The sequence below is a fragment of the Wenyingzhuangia sp. IMCC45574 genome (assembly GCF_054182685.1).
Map to the genome: position 1 here is coordinate 1,357,368 of NZ_CM135169.1, position 15,753 is coordinate 1,373,120.

14 protein-coding genes are annotated in these 15,753 nt (G+C 32.9%); 10 read left to right on the forward strand and 4 right to left on the reverse strand.

Annotated features, from left to right (window positions below; all coding sequences use genetic code 11):
* Positions 1-183 precede the first annotated feature (183 nt).
* The 4 genes from glmM to ACXHHC_RS05745 all read right to left on the reverse strand — a co-directional run bounded on the left by glmM (position 184) and on the right by ACXHHC_RS05745 (position 5,065).
* On the reverse strand, positions 184-1,578 hold the full coding sequence (gene glmM, locus ACXHHC_RS05730; protein WP_458228687.1) for a phosphoglucosamine mutase: 1,395 nt from the start codon (positions 1,576-1,578) through the stop codon (positions 184-186).
* 117 nt (positions 1,579-1,695) lie between these two features.
* Positions 1,696-2,787, reverse strand: coding sequence for an LptF/LptG family permease (locus ACXHHC_RS05735; protein ID WP_458228688.1), 1,092 nt, complete (start codon positions 2,785-2,787; stop codon positions 1,696-1,698).
* Positions 2,788-2,789: 2 nt separating this feature from the next.
* Positions 2,790-3,920, reverse strand: a complete 1,131-nt coding sequence (gene tgt, locus ACXHHC_RS05740; RefSeq protein WP_458228689.1) for a tRNA guanosine(34) transglycosylase Tgt — start codon at positions 3,918-3,920, stop codon at positions 2,790-2,792.
* 113 nt (positions 3,921-4,033) lie between these two features.
* Entirely contained in the window at positions 4,034-5,065 is a 1,032-nt protein-coding gene (locus ACXHHC_RS05745) for a family 16 glycosylhydrolase (RefSeq protein ID WP_458228690.1), read from the reverse strand.
* A 167-nt stretch (positions 5,066-5,232) separates the two neighbouring features.
* Here ACXHHC_RS05745 and ACXHHC_RS05750 point away from each other — a divergent pair, with 167 nt between their 5' ends.
* The 10 genes from ACXHHC_RS05750 to ACXHHC_RS05795 all read left to right on the forward strand — a co-directional run bounded on the left by ACXHHC_RS05750 (position 5,233) and on the right by ACXHHC_RS05795 (position 15,753).
* Positions 5,233-5,781 carry a hypothetical protein gene (locus tag ACXHHC_RS05750; protein WP_458228691.1) on the forward strand — a complete coding sequence of 183 codons (549 nt, stop codon included), beginning with the start codon at positions 5,233-5,235 and terminating at the stop codon, positions 5,779-5,781.
* An 18-nt stretch (positions 5,782-5,799) separates the two neighbouring features.
* Entirely contained in the window at positions 5,800-6,165 is a 366-nt protein-coding gene (locus ACXHHC_RS05755) for a VOC family protein (RefSeq protein WP_458228692.1), read from the forward strand.
* A gap of 86 nt (positions 6,166-6,251) precedes the next feature.
* Positions 6,252-6,998, forward strand: coding sequence for a hypothetical protein (locus tag ACXHHC_RS05760; RefSeq protein ID WP_458228693.1), 747 nt, complete (start codon positions 6,252-6,254; stop codon positions 6,996-6,998).
* A gap of 132 nt (positions 6,999-7,130) precedes the next feature.
* Complete coding sequence (locus tag ACXHHC_RS05765) at positions 7,131-8,762, forward strand: sulfatase family protein (RefSeq protein ID WP_458228694.1); 1,632 nt, start codon at positions 7,131-7,133, stop codon at positions 8,760-8,762.
* A gap of 218 nt (positions 8,763-8,980) precedes the next feature.
* Positions 8,981-9,361, forward strand: a complete 381-nt coding sequence (locus ACXHHC_RS05770) for an HU family DNA-binding protein (RefSeq protein ID WP_458228695.1) — start codon at positions 8,981-8,983, stop codon at positions 9,359-9,361.
* Positions 9,362-9,806: 445 nt separating this feature from the next.
* On the forward strand, positions 9,807-10,958 hold the full coding sequence (locus tag ACXHHC_RS05775; RefSeq protein ID WP_458228696.1) for a tyrosine-type recombinase/integrase: 1,152 nt from the start codon (positions 9,807-9,809) through the stop codon (positions 10,956-10,958).
* A gap of 616 nt (positions 10,959-11,574) precedes the next feature.
* Positions 11,575-11,979: an Imm63 family immunity protein gene (locus ACXHHC_RS05780; protein WP_458228697.1), complete on the forward strand. Its 405-nt coding sequence runs from the start codon at positions 11,575-11,577 to the stop codon at positions 11,977-11,979.
* A gap of 4 nt (positions 11,980-11,983) precedes the next feature.
* On the forward strand, positions 11,984-12,475 hold the full coding sequence (locus tag ACXHHC_RS05785) for a hypothetical protein (protein ID WP_458228698.1): 492 nt from the start codon (positions 11,984-11,986) through the stop codon (positions 12,473-12,475).
* A 318-nt stretch (positions 12,476-12,793) separates the two neighbouring features.
* Positions 12,794-12,988, forward strand: coding sequence for a helix-turn-helix domain-containing protein (locus ACXHHC_RS05790; RefSeq protein ID WP_458228699.1), 195 nt, complete (start codon positions 12,794-12,796; stop codon positions 12,986-12,988).
* Positions 12,989-12,990: 2 nt separating this feature from the next.
* On the forward strand, positions 12,991-15,753 hold the full coding sequence (locus ACXHHC_RS05795) for a type I restriction-modification system subunit M (protein ID WP_458228700.1): 2,763 nt from the start codon (positions 12,991-12,993) through the stop codon (positions 15,751-15,753).

Sequence of the window (15,753 nt, forward strand, 5' to 3'; positions counted from 1 at the left end):
ACTTAGGGTGTGAAAGAATATTAATAGTGAATATTTAGGTATAAGGCATTAAAGGTGAGAGATTTTATATGTCGACTAAAGTATTTGTATTTCATAAAAAAGTCAGAGAAACTATTGGTTCTCTGACTTTTTTTAAAAACTAGAAAATTCTAACTTCTAATATCTTATATCCAGTATCTTAAATTATATTCCCGAAATTTCTTTAATTTCATCAATAGCTCTTAAAGCCAAAGCATCTGCTGTTTCTTGCGATCCACTTTCTGTATAAATCCTAATAATAGGTTCTGTGTTAGACTTACGTAAGTGCAACCACTCATTGGCAAAATCTACTTTTACACCATCTATTGTATTTACTTGCTCTTCTTTATATTTTTCTGCCATGGCTACTAAAATTCCATCCACATCTAAATCTGGAGTTAATTGAATTTTATTTTTACTCATGTAATAAGCAGGATAGCTATCTCTTAACTCCTTACAAGACTTTCCACAAGTAGCTAAATGCGATAAGAACAAGGCAACTCCAACTAAAGAATCACGTCCATAGTGAGACTCTGGATAAATAATTCCTCCGTTTCCTTCTCCACCAATTACCGTATTGGTTTCTTTCATAGCTGTTACTACATTTACCTCTCCTACAGCACTTGCTGTATAGGTTCCACCATGTTTTTGGGTAACATCTCTTAAGGCTCTAGAAGAAGACAAGTTAGAAACTGTATTTCCACCTCCTAATTTCCCCAAGACATAATCTGCACAAGCAACCAAAGTATACTCTTCTCCAAACATAGAACCATCTTCACTAATTAAAGCCAATCTATCTACATCCGGATCTACTACAATACCAAAATCTGCTTTTTCTTTCACCACCAATTCAGAAATATCTCCCAAATGTTCTTTTAAAGGCTCTGGATTGTGTGGAAACTGCCCATTTGGCTCACAATATAGTTTTACACATTCTACTCCCATAGCATCTAACAAAGCAGGAATAAATATACCTCCAGTAGAATTTACTGCATCTAAAACTACCTTAAAACCAGCTTTCTTTACTGCCTCAGCATCAACCAAGTCTAAATTTAACACTTCGTTTACATGCTTTTCTACGTATGAGTCATCTTCTGTATAGCTCCCTAAATCATCTACTTCTGCAAAAGCATAAGCATCCTTTTCTGCGTAATCTAAAATCTCTTTACCATCGGCTCCGTTTAAGAACTCCCCTTTCTCGTTTAACAACTTTAAGGCATTCCATTGTTTAGGGTTGTGCGATGCTGTTAAAATAATTCCACCATGCGCATTTTCTAAAGGTACAGCCACCTCTACTGTTGGTGTTGTAGACAAACCTAAATCGATAACATTGATTCCCAAACCAATTAAGGTATTGGTTACCAAACTGCTAATCATAGCTCCAGAGATACGCGCATCTCTACCAACTACCACATTTATTTCTTGTGCTTCTTTATTTCTTTCTTTTAACCAAGTTCCATAAGCTGCTGCAAACTTTACCGCATCTAAAGGCGTTAAATTCTCTCCAACTTCTCCTCCTATGGTACCTCTTATTCCTGAAATCGATTTGATTAATGACATACTTTATACAATTGATTTTTTTTAACAACTCAAAGATTAAAATTTCTTCTTAAGAAATGTAATCATTAAAGTTTTTTTTTGATTAAATCTTTACGGTATTGCTCTGTACAAAAGAAGCTATCCTTGATTTTTCTCTTTTAAGTATAGGTATACTGCTATGGTAGCAAATATAATATTAGGCAACCAAGCCATAAAAACGGTATTAGAATTAGGCGAAGACCCTAACACTTTGGCTACCTTCATAAAGAATACATAAACAAACATTAGCGCAATTCCTACTGCTAAGTTTATCCCAATCCCCCCTCTTTTTTTCCTTGAAGCCAAGGAAACTGCTATTAACGTTAGAATGTATGCAGACACAGGCAAACTGGTTCTTTGATACAATTCCATGTAATATTCATTTAAGTTCTTTACCCCTCTTCTTTCAGATTTTTTAATAAAGTTGTACAAATCTATAGAAGTCATCTCCATAGACTTATGTCCGGTTGTAATTAAATCGTCGGGGGTAAAATCTAACGGTTTGGTTATCTTATCACCATGTGCAATAGAATCTCTATCGTCTCTAACAAAACGTTCTCTGTATTTTCGTAACATAAACGTTTCGTTTATCTCATCCCAAGTTACATTGTCTGCCACCAACTTATAACTAATTTTGGTTCCATTAAACTCTGTATAAGAGAAATTATACCCTTTGTTATTCTGTAAACTAAAATTTTTAATAAAAACCTTAGAACTATCGTTTAGCTGTAAATTAAAGTTCTTTACATAACCACTATTGGCTTTCTTTTTCTTAAGATAGGTTTGCTCAAAATTGTACATGGTACTATTCCCTTTAGGCACCACAAAATGATTCATACCCAACGCAACCATTGCCAAAATAGTTGCTCCTATAAAGTAAGGTCTTAAGAAACGTGTAAACGATATATTGGCACTACTTATGGCAATAACTTCTGTATTACCTGCCAGTTTAGAGGTAAACATAATACACGCTAAAAAGGTAGCTAAAGGCAAAAAGGTATTTCCGTAATAAATAATAAAGTTTACGTAATACTCTTCTATAATTTGTCCTAATCCTAAGTCTTCGTGTCTTAAAAACTTATCTACTTTTTCTGATACGTCTATTACTACCGCAATAGGTATTAAAATAAATAAGGTAAAAAATACCGATTTTAAGTAACGTAGTAGTATGTACCTGTCTATTATTCTCAAAACTACAATCTATTATCCATTTGTTTTACCATTTGGTCTTTCCACTCTCTAAAATCTCCTGCTAAAATATGTTTTCTAGCTTCTCTAACCAACCAAAGATAGAATCCTAAATTATGAATAGTAGCAATTTGCTTGCCTAAAAATTCATTGGCAACAAATAAATGACGTAAATAGGCTTTAGAGTACTCTGTATCTACCCAAGTAATCCCAGCAGGATCTATAGGAGAGAAGTCTTTTTCCCATTTTTTATTTTTTATGTTGATGTGCCCCTGAGAAGTAAACAACATTCCATTTCTTGCATTTCTTGTAGGCATTACACAGTCGAACATATCTACCCCCAAAGCAATGTTTTCTAAAATATTAATAGGGGTTCCCACTCCCATTAAATACCTTGGTTTATCTTCTGGCAATACAGAACAAACCGCATCTGTCATAGCGTACATTTCTTCTGCTGGTTCTCCTACAGACAATCCTCCAATAGCATTTCCTTCTGCCTCTACAGAAGCAATAAATTCTGCCGATTGTTTTCTTAAGTCTGTATAGGTACTCCCTTGTACAATAGGAAAGAAAGTTTGCTTGTAATCGTAAGTATACGGTGTTTTTTCTAGGTGATTGATACAACGTTTTAACCAACGGTGAGTCATATGCATAGAACGTTTTGCATAATTATAGTCACACGGATAAGGAGTACATTCATCAAAAGCCATGATAATATCTGCACCAATATCACGTTGAATTTCCATTACATTTTCTGGTGTAAAAAAGTGATAAGAACCATCTATATGACTCTTAAACTTTACCCCTTCTTCTTTAATTTTTCTTCTACCAGACAAAGAATACACTTGGTATCCTCCAGAATCTGTTAAAATAGGACGATCCCAGTTCATAAACTTATGCAAACCACCCGCTGCCTTTAACACCTCTGTTTTAGGTCTTAAATACAAATGATAGGTGTTTCCTAAAATAATATCTGGATCTATATCTTCTCTTAGTTCTCTTTGATGCACCCCCTTAACGGTTCCCATGGTTCCTACAGGCATAAAAATTGGAGTTTCTATGACTCCATGATCTGTAGTTATTTCTCCTGCTCTTGCCTTACTCTTAGGGTCTAAACTTTCTATCTTAAATTCCATAGCGGCAAAAATAACACTTTGGAACGAACTTCTGAGTTTTGTTCAAAAAAGAATCGGTTTGTTTTTAAAAGTCTTAAAAACAAACCGATTGTATAGCGTTCTTTTTTCTTCGCTTATTCTAATTTCCAAGTACGTACCCAATCGAATCTGGTATAACGTTCTTCTAGTGGTTTGTTAAAGCCCATTTCTTCTGCGGTTGTTTCTTCTATCCAATCGTAAAAGTTGCTAGACATAATTAAACGCAACTCTCCTTTAAACGGTATTGCCGGAGTTACTTGCTGTACCAAATCTCCATCAATAAAGAAATCTACACGGGCACCTCCAGGATGCCAATACGCTGCATAAATATGAAACTCTTCTGAGTTTTTCTTATCAAAATTTGTTTTTCCTCCTTTGGTTTGTTGCCCTCCTGTATAACAATTTCCGGCATTGTGTCTGTGGGTGTTGTAATGGAATATTCTATCCCATTTTGCAGCCACGGCCCAATCGTCCTTGGTCCATGCATCTCCTTTTTCGCCTGTAAATACCCCAACGCATTCCTGAATATCTATTTCTAAATTCTCTCCAAAACTGGCATTACTACTACATGGAATAGGAGGTGTTTTTAACCAAAAAGCGGCAGACATTGCGGTTCCACTAGCTTTCATTCTAGCCTCCATATAATAGCCTTCTTTGGCATATACTTTTCCGTAAAGGTAAGCTCCACCATACCTTCTGTTGGCAGGTTGCGAAGTATTATCTTTAGGACTGTATTGAGGCGTACTATATTTTTTTCCTTCTATTCTTAAATATCCATCTGCTACGGTTGCATTGTTCGCATCAAACAAAGACCTTGTAGAACCATACCAACCTCTATCGGTTCCGTTCCACAATGTTTCGGGCGAAGGAGACCATTTGTCTGTATCCAAAACCCCATCATTAAACTCATCGGACAAGTCCGCTACTTTTACCCAAGTTTTGTTGGTAGGTTTAGGATCTTGACCTGCATTAAAAACTGGTTCTGTAACTTCTGTATCTGTTGGTTCTTCGTTGTTTGGTGTTTCCTCATTTTCTGAAGGGGGCACAAAAATAGCATCCGAAGACTTAGAGCAGTTTGCCAATGTAAATACCAAGATACTTAGCAATAGATAAATAACTTTATTCATTATTTTATTAGGTTGTTTTTGTTCCATCTAAAAATAAACAGCTCCTCTTTTAACAAAGGGGTTTAACTTTTCTATTTCCAGAACAAATGTTGAACAAAAAGAAAAAAACCAACTCCATATCCACTCGATCTTGCTATCTTTATATAGTTATAAATTGCTTAAAAAAAATGACATTAGCACAACATCTTTGTCTATTCTACCAACAAAATAACATCCCTAAAAATGGAGGTATAGAAGAAGATTACTTTGATTTTCCGGTCTTTGGAATTACCCTAACACTGCCCAATCTGGAATTTAGAAAAAAAGCGACTTACATTCACGACCTACAACATGTTTTAAATAATTGCGATACCAGTTGGAAAGGAGAAGCATTTATTTCTGGATGGGAAATAGGCACGGGTATGTGGAAGCACTTTCCTGTTTCTTTTTTAAGCCTTTGGGCTATGGGCTACGCACTTTGGCTATATCCTAAAGAAGTATACAAAGGCTATAAAAAAGGATTGAATACAATTGGAATTATAGACATACAACTTAGTAAAGAGGACTTTATGAAATTGAGTTTAGAAGAGCTACAAACAATAACACAAAAAGAGAAACAGACAAAAATGAGACTGTTCCAGTGGAGCCTGTTTATTATCTGGTGTTTTGTAAGTGAAATCATCCTACTTTTTCCGCTATTGATTGTACTTGCCATTGTATTATTAATGTATATTTAGTCTGCAAAACAATCTCTTATGAAAATAAACTTTACCAAACTAAACCATGTGCAATTGTGTATTCCTATTGGAGAAGAAGAAAAAGGAAGAGACTTTTACTGTAATCTACTTGGGTTAGAAGAAATAGAAAAGCCTAAAGAAGTAAGACATAATGGTGGTTTTTGGTGTAAAATAGCCAATGTGGTTTTACACATAGGTACAGAGAACTTACCACCTCCATCCAAAAGACACCCAGCTTTTGAGGTTGAAAACATAGAAGCTGTAAAACAATATCTTATATCAAAGGGAATTCGTATTAAAGAAGACATTCAAATCCCTGGATTGAATCGTTTTTCTTTTTATGATTATTGGGACAATAGAATTGAGTTGCTAGAGTTTGAGTAATTTTAAAAAGCTGAATTTATTTGTATGTGAATAATATAGATCTTAGGGTACAATTCTTGTTACTAGATAAGAAACTGCTCTGTACAATGTTAAACAAGCTTATAGTCCTAACAACCTTCTTTGCCATTCTAAGCTCTTGCGAAAGAAAGAACGAGTATACTCTAGACACTGCACAAACTATCTATAGTATTGATGCGAATCTCCCTAAAGTAAGGCTAGATTTTACCTTGAAAGACTCTTTATTAGAACAATCTATTGAAAATAAACACGGAATAGATTTATGTAAAGACCCTTATTTTAATGGTATTATTGAGCATCAAAACAAAGAATACACACTCCCTATTTATTTGATAAAAACGAACTATTGTAATCTTTTTGGAACCTGTAATAAAGATGGAATTGAAATTTATCTGAATGAACTAGATGAAATTTTAATAGACCACGAACGCATCACCCCTGAAGACGATCCCGAAACTTCGGGAATAAAAACCGTAACCAATAAGTGCCGCGATCATTTTAATGAGGATGGAAAACGTGCTTTATTCTTTATCAACTGGACAAACGAATGGAAACCCGAAAGTATGAAAAAGCTTTTTCTGGATGTACGAGAAGGAATTCATAATTTTTACAATGATTTTGCGCTAGAAACTTATAACAAATCAATAACAGCGTGTACACATAAAGAAAAAGAACAATTAAACAAACAATTCCATTACCTAGTTTGTGTTTCTCATTTTCCCTACGTAATCCCACCTCCACCACCTCCACCGGTAGACTATAAAGATGAATTTATCCTTACCAAAGAAGATAAAGGAGTGCAAAACGAAGATTAACCACTTTACTTAAGTAATAGTAAAAAGGAAATAGTCTTGATTTAAACTGAACTAACCATATCTGATTCTTTTTATACCCTGCTATCTTTATTTATTCTCTATTTTAGAGCAGCTAACAAAAAACTACTCACTATGAATAAATTGATGGGGCTTAGCCTTATTTTTCTATTAACTTTAACCACTGCTTGTAAAAAAGAACATGTAAGTACAAAGCAACCTAATATTATCTACATTATGTCTGACGACCATACCACCCAAGGAATTGGGGCTTATGGAAGCAGGTTGGCCACCTTAAACCCAACACCAACTATTGATAGAATAGCCAAAGAAGGGGTTTTATTACAAAACGTATTCTGTACCAACGCTATTTGTACACCATCTAGAGCAAGCATTCTTACTGGACAATACGGACAAGTAAACGGTGTGGTAGATTTAAGTGGACGTTTGCAAAAAGAAAAACAATACCTCGCTTTAGAAATGGGTAAACTAGGTTACAATACCGCTATGATTGGTAAATGGCACCTAAAGCACGCTCCAGAAGCTTTTGATTACTACAATGTATTGCCAGGACAGGGAGATTATTTTAACCCTACGTTATATACCAAAGAAGGAGGAACTAAAATGGAATTCCGTTTTGAAGAAGATTTGGTAAGAGAAGTAAATGCTACCAAGTACCAAGGACACTCATCGGATGTAATTACAGACATCTCATTAGACTGGTTGGCCAACAAAAGAGATAAAAACAAACCCTTCTTTTTAATGCATCACTTTAAAGCTCCACACGACTTTTTTGAGTATGCACCTAGATACGAAGACTATTTAGCCGATGTTACCATTCCTGAACCTGCCAGTTTATGGGATAATAAAAACAATGGATCTGTAGGAACTAGAGGTTTTAATGATTCGCTTCTAGACACCATTGGTTCTTCTATAGGACATAGAAATGTCATCAGAAATATGGGAATGCATATGGAGATTGACCCGAGTATTCCAGATCCTGAATACAAAAGGTTGGCTTATCAAGAATATTTAAAAAGATATTTACGCTGTGTAAAAGGGGTAGACGACAATGTAAAACGTTTGTTTGACTACTTGGAAAAAGAAAACTTAATGGACAATACCATTATTATTTACACGGGTGACCAAGGATTTATGTTAGGAGAGCACGATTATATAGACAAGCGTTGGATGTACGAAGAGTCTATGCGTATGCCTTTTATGGTTCGTTACCCAAAGAAAATTAAAGCGGGTAGCACTGTAGACGCAATGGTAAACAATACAGATTTTGCCCCAACTATTATTAACATGGGTGGAGGAACTACACCTGAGTACATGCAAGGAAGTAGTTTTTACAACATTCTAGAAACAGGAGTTGAACCGGAAGGATGGAAAAAAGAAACGTACTATCGTTACTGGATGCACATGGCACACAAGCACAACAACCCTGCGCATTTTGGTATTAGAACTAAAGACTATAAGTTAATTTTCTTTTATGGTAGAGATTACAACACCACCAGAAATACCGAAGCACAAGAATGGGCACACAACCCAGCATCTATGTCTTACTTTAATACACCTCCGGCTTGGGAACTGTACGATTTACAAAAAGACCCTAAGGAAATGAACAATGTGTATGGACAAGCAGCATACAAAGACATTGTAAAAGATTTAAAAGATAGATTAAAAAAGTTAAGATCCGAAGTGAAAGAAGATGATTCTAAATACGAAGCTATTAGCAAAGTTATAGAAGAGTACTGGGATTAAGTATTTTTTTAACTTGTACCCATAAACACCTTACAGTACGCTATTGTAAGGTGTTTTTTTTTTGGCTTAAACCCAAACTCCATGTAAACTCTCTGTAGGTATTCATCTTTTTTTTCTTTTCCTCCTCTTTAGTAAACAACAGATTAAAAGGAGTTTAAGCACACTTTTTTATACATTTATTTTTGTATATTTAAAAGAAAAACAAAAAATGCATTATTATGATTAAGATAAAACCTACACAAAAGGTAGACCCCAGAGATATAAATGCTCCTAACAAATACTATGCACGTGTTGTTTCTAAAGGAACTGTAGATTTAGAGCGTTTGTCTACAATTGTATCTAGAAAAAGCACTGTTACGGAAGCAGACTGTTATGCAGTTTTGTACGCATTGGTAGAAAGCATGGAAGATCAGTTACGTATGGGACAGATTGTAAAATTAGATCGCTTAGGTTCTTTTCAGGTCTCTGTAAGTTCTAAGGCAGCCGATAGTCCCGAAGCTATTACCGCTAAATCTGTTACTAGTAGTAAGCTTTGTTTTAGGCCCGACATTCGTTTAAAAAAGTCGTTAAAAAACTACACATACACTACTAAGAGATAAACTTATTTTTACTTTTTTGTTTTGTAAAACAACTGAACCTCTAAAAATTTGGTGCCCAACGTTTGTTAAAATGTTGGGCACCATTTTGTAAAATGGTGCCCAACGTTTTACTTTTTTACACGCTTCTTAATTGTTTTTTATACTGTGCTCAATACTTTTTTACACTGTTGATACTTCTTTTTTATACTGTTGTTTTTTTAAAAAGCCTATTTATAACTTTTTTAAAACATGATTTCTCATATTTAAAAAAAGGGGAAGTCGTTAATTTGTGTAGCTGTTCTGCAGAATTAGCTACGTACATAAACAATTTGGTGAAAAAACAGAATTACAAACAAACATGAAGTTTCTAATTTTATCTGACACTAAGCCCCACAAAACACTCAATACAAACAAATTAAACATCTATTTTTTCTATTTCACACTTCCTTTTTGTATTTTAATAGGGATGAAAAAGAATATTACATTAAAAAGAACTATTCATAAAGACCAAGAAATTGTTTGTATCATATTTCCATACGATGCTATATTACTTAAACAAATTAGAATTATGAATACTCGTTGGAGTAAAACATTAAAGTGTTGGTATATTCCTTTGGATGATTTTGTATTACATACTTTCTTTCAGAAAATGAAAAACTATGCTCATATTAACTATGAGCAACTAAAAAACCATCAGAAACAATCAAAGCGAACAAGCTCCCCATTAAAAAGCACTAAATCTCAACTTAACGATTCTCAAAAACGTATTCTGAATGAATTTTACAGCTACTTAAGAGGTAAACGATACAGTAAAAGCACTTTAGATACATACACTTATTTAATTGCAGATTTTTTAGTTTTTAATAGAGAAATTGAAATTAAAGTAAAACGCTCTATTGAACTATTTGTAGAAAAGGTATATGTTCCCAAAAAGATAGCTATAAGCACACATAGGCAGTTTATTAGTGCTATGAATCATTACCTAACTTTTACAAAAGCAGGTTTTCTTTTAGATTTTAATATTGATGCACCAAAAAAAGACACCAAATTACCAAATGTGTTGTCTAAAGAAGAAATTATCCGTTTGATTCAAGTTACCAAAAACCTAAAGCATAGATTGTGTATTACCTTACTGTATTCATCTGGCTTACGTATAGGCGAATTGTTATCTCTACAACTAAAAGATATTGATTTTGACAGAAAATTAATAAGAATTGAAATGGCTAAAGGGAGAAAAGATAGATATGTACCATTAGCAAATAGTATTTTACCTATGCTACATAATTATATAACTACCTATAGCCCTAAAAAATATTTGATTGAAAATCATTATGAACACAAACAATATAAAAGCTCTTCTGTAAGACATTTCTTAAAAAAGTCTTGTATAGCAGCAAATATTCAGAAACATGTTACACCCCACACGTTACGACATAGTTATGGGACACACCTTTTAGAGAGTGGTACAGATATAAGATACATACAACAGTTTTTAGGGCACAGTAACCCAAAAACTACTATGATATACACCCATGTGCAAAGCGAAGCTCTCCAAAAAATTAAAAACCCTCTAGATTTAATTGTTGCACAATTAAATAATCAAAAAAAAATAGGTTAAATTTGGTTGTATAAGACAAGTTAAAAACTTCTCTTATACTCCTAGTTTTTGGAGTATAAGGTGAGTTTTGTTTAACATATAACCCGTTGTCTTCAAGTTTGATTGAAGATTCCAACTAACATTTTAACTCCAATTTTCTTTAGTCGTTTAACTCGTTAATCTGTATCGTAACTCTGTTGAATTGAAACAGTAGAAACGCACATGAAAAGGCTCTGTACTCTGAATAATTAAAAGTAGCTCCGTGAATGAATCTGTAGCTTTGATTCAAAAGGTTTTAGGCTCAGAAAATTTTGAAACCGTTGAAAACTGTAAAAGTAGCCTTGTTTGAAAAATCGTAGCAACGCTGAATTAAAAGTAACAACGTGAATCTTTTAGTGGCTACGTACTTGAAAAAACAGCGGCAATGTTGAAAATTAAACGTAACTCCATAAATGATTCAGTAGATACTTAAAAAACAGTAGCAGCGAAAAACCAAAAGACAACACTGCATAGGCTCTATTTTTGGCTTTGTTACTAATTTTTAGTTCACTACTTTTATAAAAAAAAGGCTATAACCGAGAGGGCTCTGTCCTTTTACCAAAAATCCAGCCTATACAAACTCGTTGTACATTATTAGATGAAACTTCAAAATCTTAGAAAGGAAATAGTTTTAATAGCCGAAAAAATTAATGCACCAAGTAACTTATTTCCAACTTTAGGCTCCCCCATAGGAGATGCTACACCAAATATTGAAGTTGATAATTCTGGTAACTATCATTTTGTTGTTTCTGAAAGAGGAAATGAATATGAAAGAAAAGTTTTTGAGGACGAAAATGAACTACTCTATTTAATCTTTTCAGGAATAACTTTTAGTATGGCTTGTGATTTTGAGCTTAAAAACAGAAATCAAAGCGAAGATTTTAGAAAACAAATTTTTGAAAAGCAATTTGAACTAATGAATCGTTTGAAAGAGGAATGGGGTGAAAAAATAATATCTGAACATCAAGATATATTAAAAACAAACCCATACACAAAAGATTGAGTTTATGGAAAACTTAAAACTTGAATTAAATATTCATAAGGCAAGATATGCTTTATTATTTAACAAGTTCAAATACGCCTCTGTTATTCAATCGAATAAAGAAGTAGCTCGTTTAAAAAAACACAACCAAAAACACCATTTTACTCTCGAAATTACTAATCATGAAAAATTAATATTAGAAACAGATTCTATATCTCATTTTGAGTTCACAATTCACATCGAAAACAAACTCCGAAAGTGGAAATATTTTTTAAACTCTCCTCTAGAAATAATGAAATTCTCTAAAAAATATTGCTTTGAGAATTTTACCGTTATTGAAAACACATCTCAAATGAAAATTTATGATAATGAAAGGATTATTGGTTTTGTTTATAAAAAACCTTTTATGAAAAATGGTTATGAAACTAAATTTGAGAACTCTGAAAATAAAATTGAAATGATGATTTTACTTTGTGTACTAGCAATAAAAAATGAATTTTATGATTACGAAGATTAAAACAATGTACAACACTCAATAAGCTAAATTTTGGGCTTTGTTCTTGGCATAAAGTTCTGTACTTTTAAACAAGCTTTGTCTTGGCTGATAGACCACTGTTCTATAAACCCAAAACTTAGCTTATTAAACCCGTTGTACACAAGCTCTGAAAAGCCAACAGCACAGTCAAGCACATTTCATTTTGCTCGTGCCTCACAAAATAAAAAGAGCTTGCCTTTCCCCTACGCTCATTACTATTAAATGATACTTTTTATACTCATTTAGTGAGTGTGTGGGAAATCTTATTTAGATTAGTAACCTGAATTAAAAAAAATCAAAATGAACCGAATAAAAGAGGTTTTAGAACAAAAAGGAATAAAACAAATCTGGTTAGCTGAAAAATTAGAAAAGAGTTACAATATGGTGCACTCTTATTCTCAAAATAAAAGACAACCAAGTTTAGAAGATTTATATAAAATCGCTGAAATCCTTGACGTAGATATTAAAGAATTAATTGTTTCAAATAAGGAATAAACATGAACAAACAACAACTAGCAGCTAAAATTTGGGAATCAGCAAATCAAATGCGTTCTAAAATTGAGGCTAATGAATATAAAGATTACATATTAGGCTTCATTTTTTACAAATACCTATCAGATAAAGAAATACAATTCTGTAAGAAAAATGACTTTGCTGAAGAAGATATAAAAGCGCTTTCAGAAGAAGATGTTGAAACTGTTAATTACATCAAAAAAAATATAGGCTATTTTATTGCTTATGATGATTTGTTTACCACTTGGATTGATTTGGGTAAAGACTTTAGTGTAGATAATGTAAGAACAGCGTTGTCGGCATTTAGTCGCTTAATTAGTCCTGCTCACAAAAAACTATTTGATGGAATTTTTGATACGTTACAAACTGGTCTAAGTAAGCTTGGAGAAAGTGCAGCTAAACAAACTAAAGCAATCAGTGACTTGTTGCACTTGATTAAAGATATTCCAATGGATAGCAAGCAAGGCTATGATGTACTTGGTTTTATCTACGAATATCTTATTGAAAAGTTTGCTGCTAATGCAGGAAAAAAGGCAGGAGAATTCTATACACCTCACGAAGTTTCAGTACTATTATCTGAAATTGTTTCCAATCATTTAAAAGACAGAAAAGAAATTCAAATTTATGATTCTTGTAGTGGTTCTGGCTCTTTACTTATTAATATTGGTAATAGTGTAGCAAAACATATAGATGACAGAAATAACATTAAATACTACGCACAAGAATTAAAAAAGAACACCTATAACCTTACTAGAATGAACTTGGTAATGCGCGATATTTTACCAAATAACATTGTAACTCGTAATGGTGACACTCTTGAAGATGATTGGCCTTATTTTGATGAAAATGATACTGTACATACTTACAATACGCTTTATGTAGATGCAGTAGTTTCAAATCCACCATATTCGCAAAAATGGGACCCTGCAAATAAAGATTCAGACCCAAGATATTCAAGATTTGGATTGGCACCAAAATCAAAAGCAGACTTTGCTTTCCTTTTACATGATTTATTCCACATTAAACCAGATGGTATTATGACCATTGTATTACCTCATGGTGTTTTGTTTAGAGGTGGTGAAGAAGGTACAATTCGAGAAAAATTAATAGAATCCAATCATATTGATGCCATCATCGGTTTACCACCAAGTATTTTCTTTGGGACAGGTATTCCTACTGTAGTCATTGTTTTAAAACAAAAACGTAAAAATACTGATGTCTTAATTATTGATGCATCAAAAGGTTTTGTAAAAGAAGGTAAAAACAATAAGTTAAGAGCTTCAGATATTAAGAAAATTGCTGATGTAATTCGTGATAGACAAACTACACCAAAATTTTCTAAAGTAGTTGAGCGAGATACCATCAGAAAAAATGAATACAACCTTAATATTCCAAGATATGTAGATTCTTCAGAAAATCCAGAAAGTTGGGATATTTATGCTTCTATGTTTGGAGGTATTCCTGCAAAAGAAATAGACGAGCTTGAAAAATACTGGCAAGCCTTTCCTAATTTACGAGAAGCTTTGTTTAATAAAACTTCAGAAGTTAATTCAGAATTAAAAGTTGAAGACATTAATACTGCTATTAAAGAACAAGCTAGCGTTAAAGACTTTAAAAATAAGTTTGATAATTCATTTAAAGATTTAGATGCTTTCTTAAAGCAGGAATTGTTAACCAATATGCAAAATGTTAATGTTCCGAGAGAAAAAGAAGTATTGAGTAATGATATTTTTAAAAGGCTTGAAACTATAGACTTAATAGATAAATATGAAGCGTATCAATTGCTGGATAATGAATGGGAAGCTATAAAAGTAGATTTAGAAATTATACAAACTGAAAGTTTTGAGGCTACTAAAATAGTAGACCCAAATATGGTGCTTAAAAAGAAAGATGGAAAAGATGTAGAAGTTCAAGATGGTTGGAAAGGTAGAATTATGCCTTTTGAATTGGTTCAAGAAGTCTATTTAAAAGAAGAACTACTAAGCCTACAAAAGAAAGAAAATCGCTTGTTAGAAATTACTTCTGAATATGAGGAAATCATTGATTCTTTTTCTGAAGAAGAAAAAGACAGTCCTGTTTTGAATGATAACAATGATGCTTTTGTAACTAAAGAAGTTGGTATAGCGCTTAAAGACATTTTTGCTGATGTAGAATCTGAAGAAATAAACATCTTAAAAAGCTATTTGGACTTATTAGATAACAAAGCAAAGAAGCCTGAGAAAGTTGATTTTATAAACAACCATAAACAAGTGCAATGGTCTAAAATAGTAGCTAATAAAGATGGTACTTATGGTAAAGGCAATGTCAACAAATATCTATTCACATTACAATCTACATTTACGTTTCCAGAAGATTCATTTGAAAGTAAAATTGTTAAAACAGGAAAACTTCTAGCAGAAGAAAAAGAAGTGAAAAAATTAGCTAAGGAAGAAAAAGCAAAACTACACTTACAAACAAAAGTGACTATTGAAAAACTTTCTGATGAGCAAGTGTATGAGTTACTAGAAGTAAAATGGGTACACCCAATTGTAAAGTCTTTAAACAATTTACCAAAAACAATTATTGATACGTTAACAACCAAAGTGGTAGCACTTTCTGAAAAATACAGTATAACTTACTCAGATGTTGCTAAAGAAATTAATAAAGCAGAAAATTCTTTGTCTAAATTAATTGATGACCTTGAAGGAAATGAATTTGATATGAAAGGATTAAACGAATTGAAGATTTTATTAAATAGCGAAGACTAG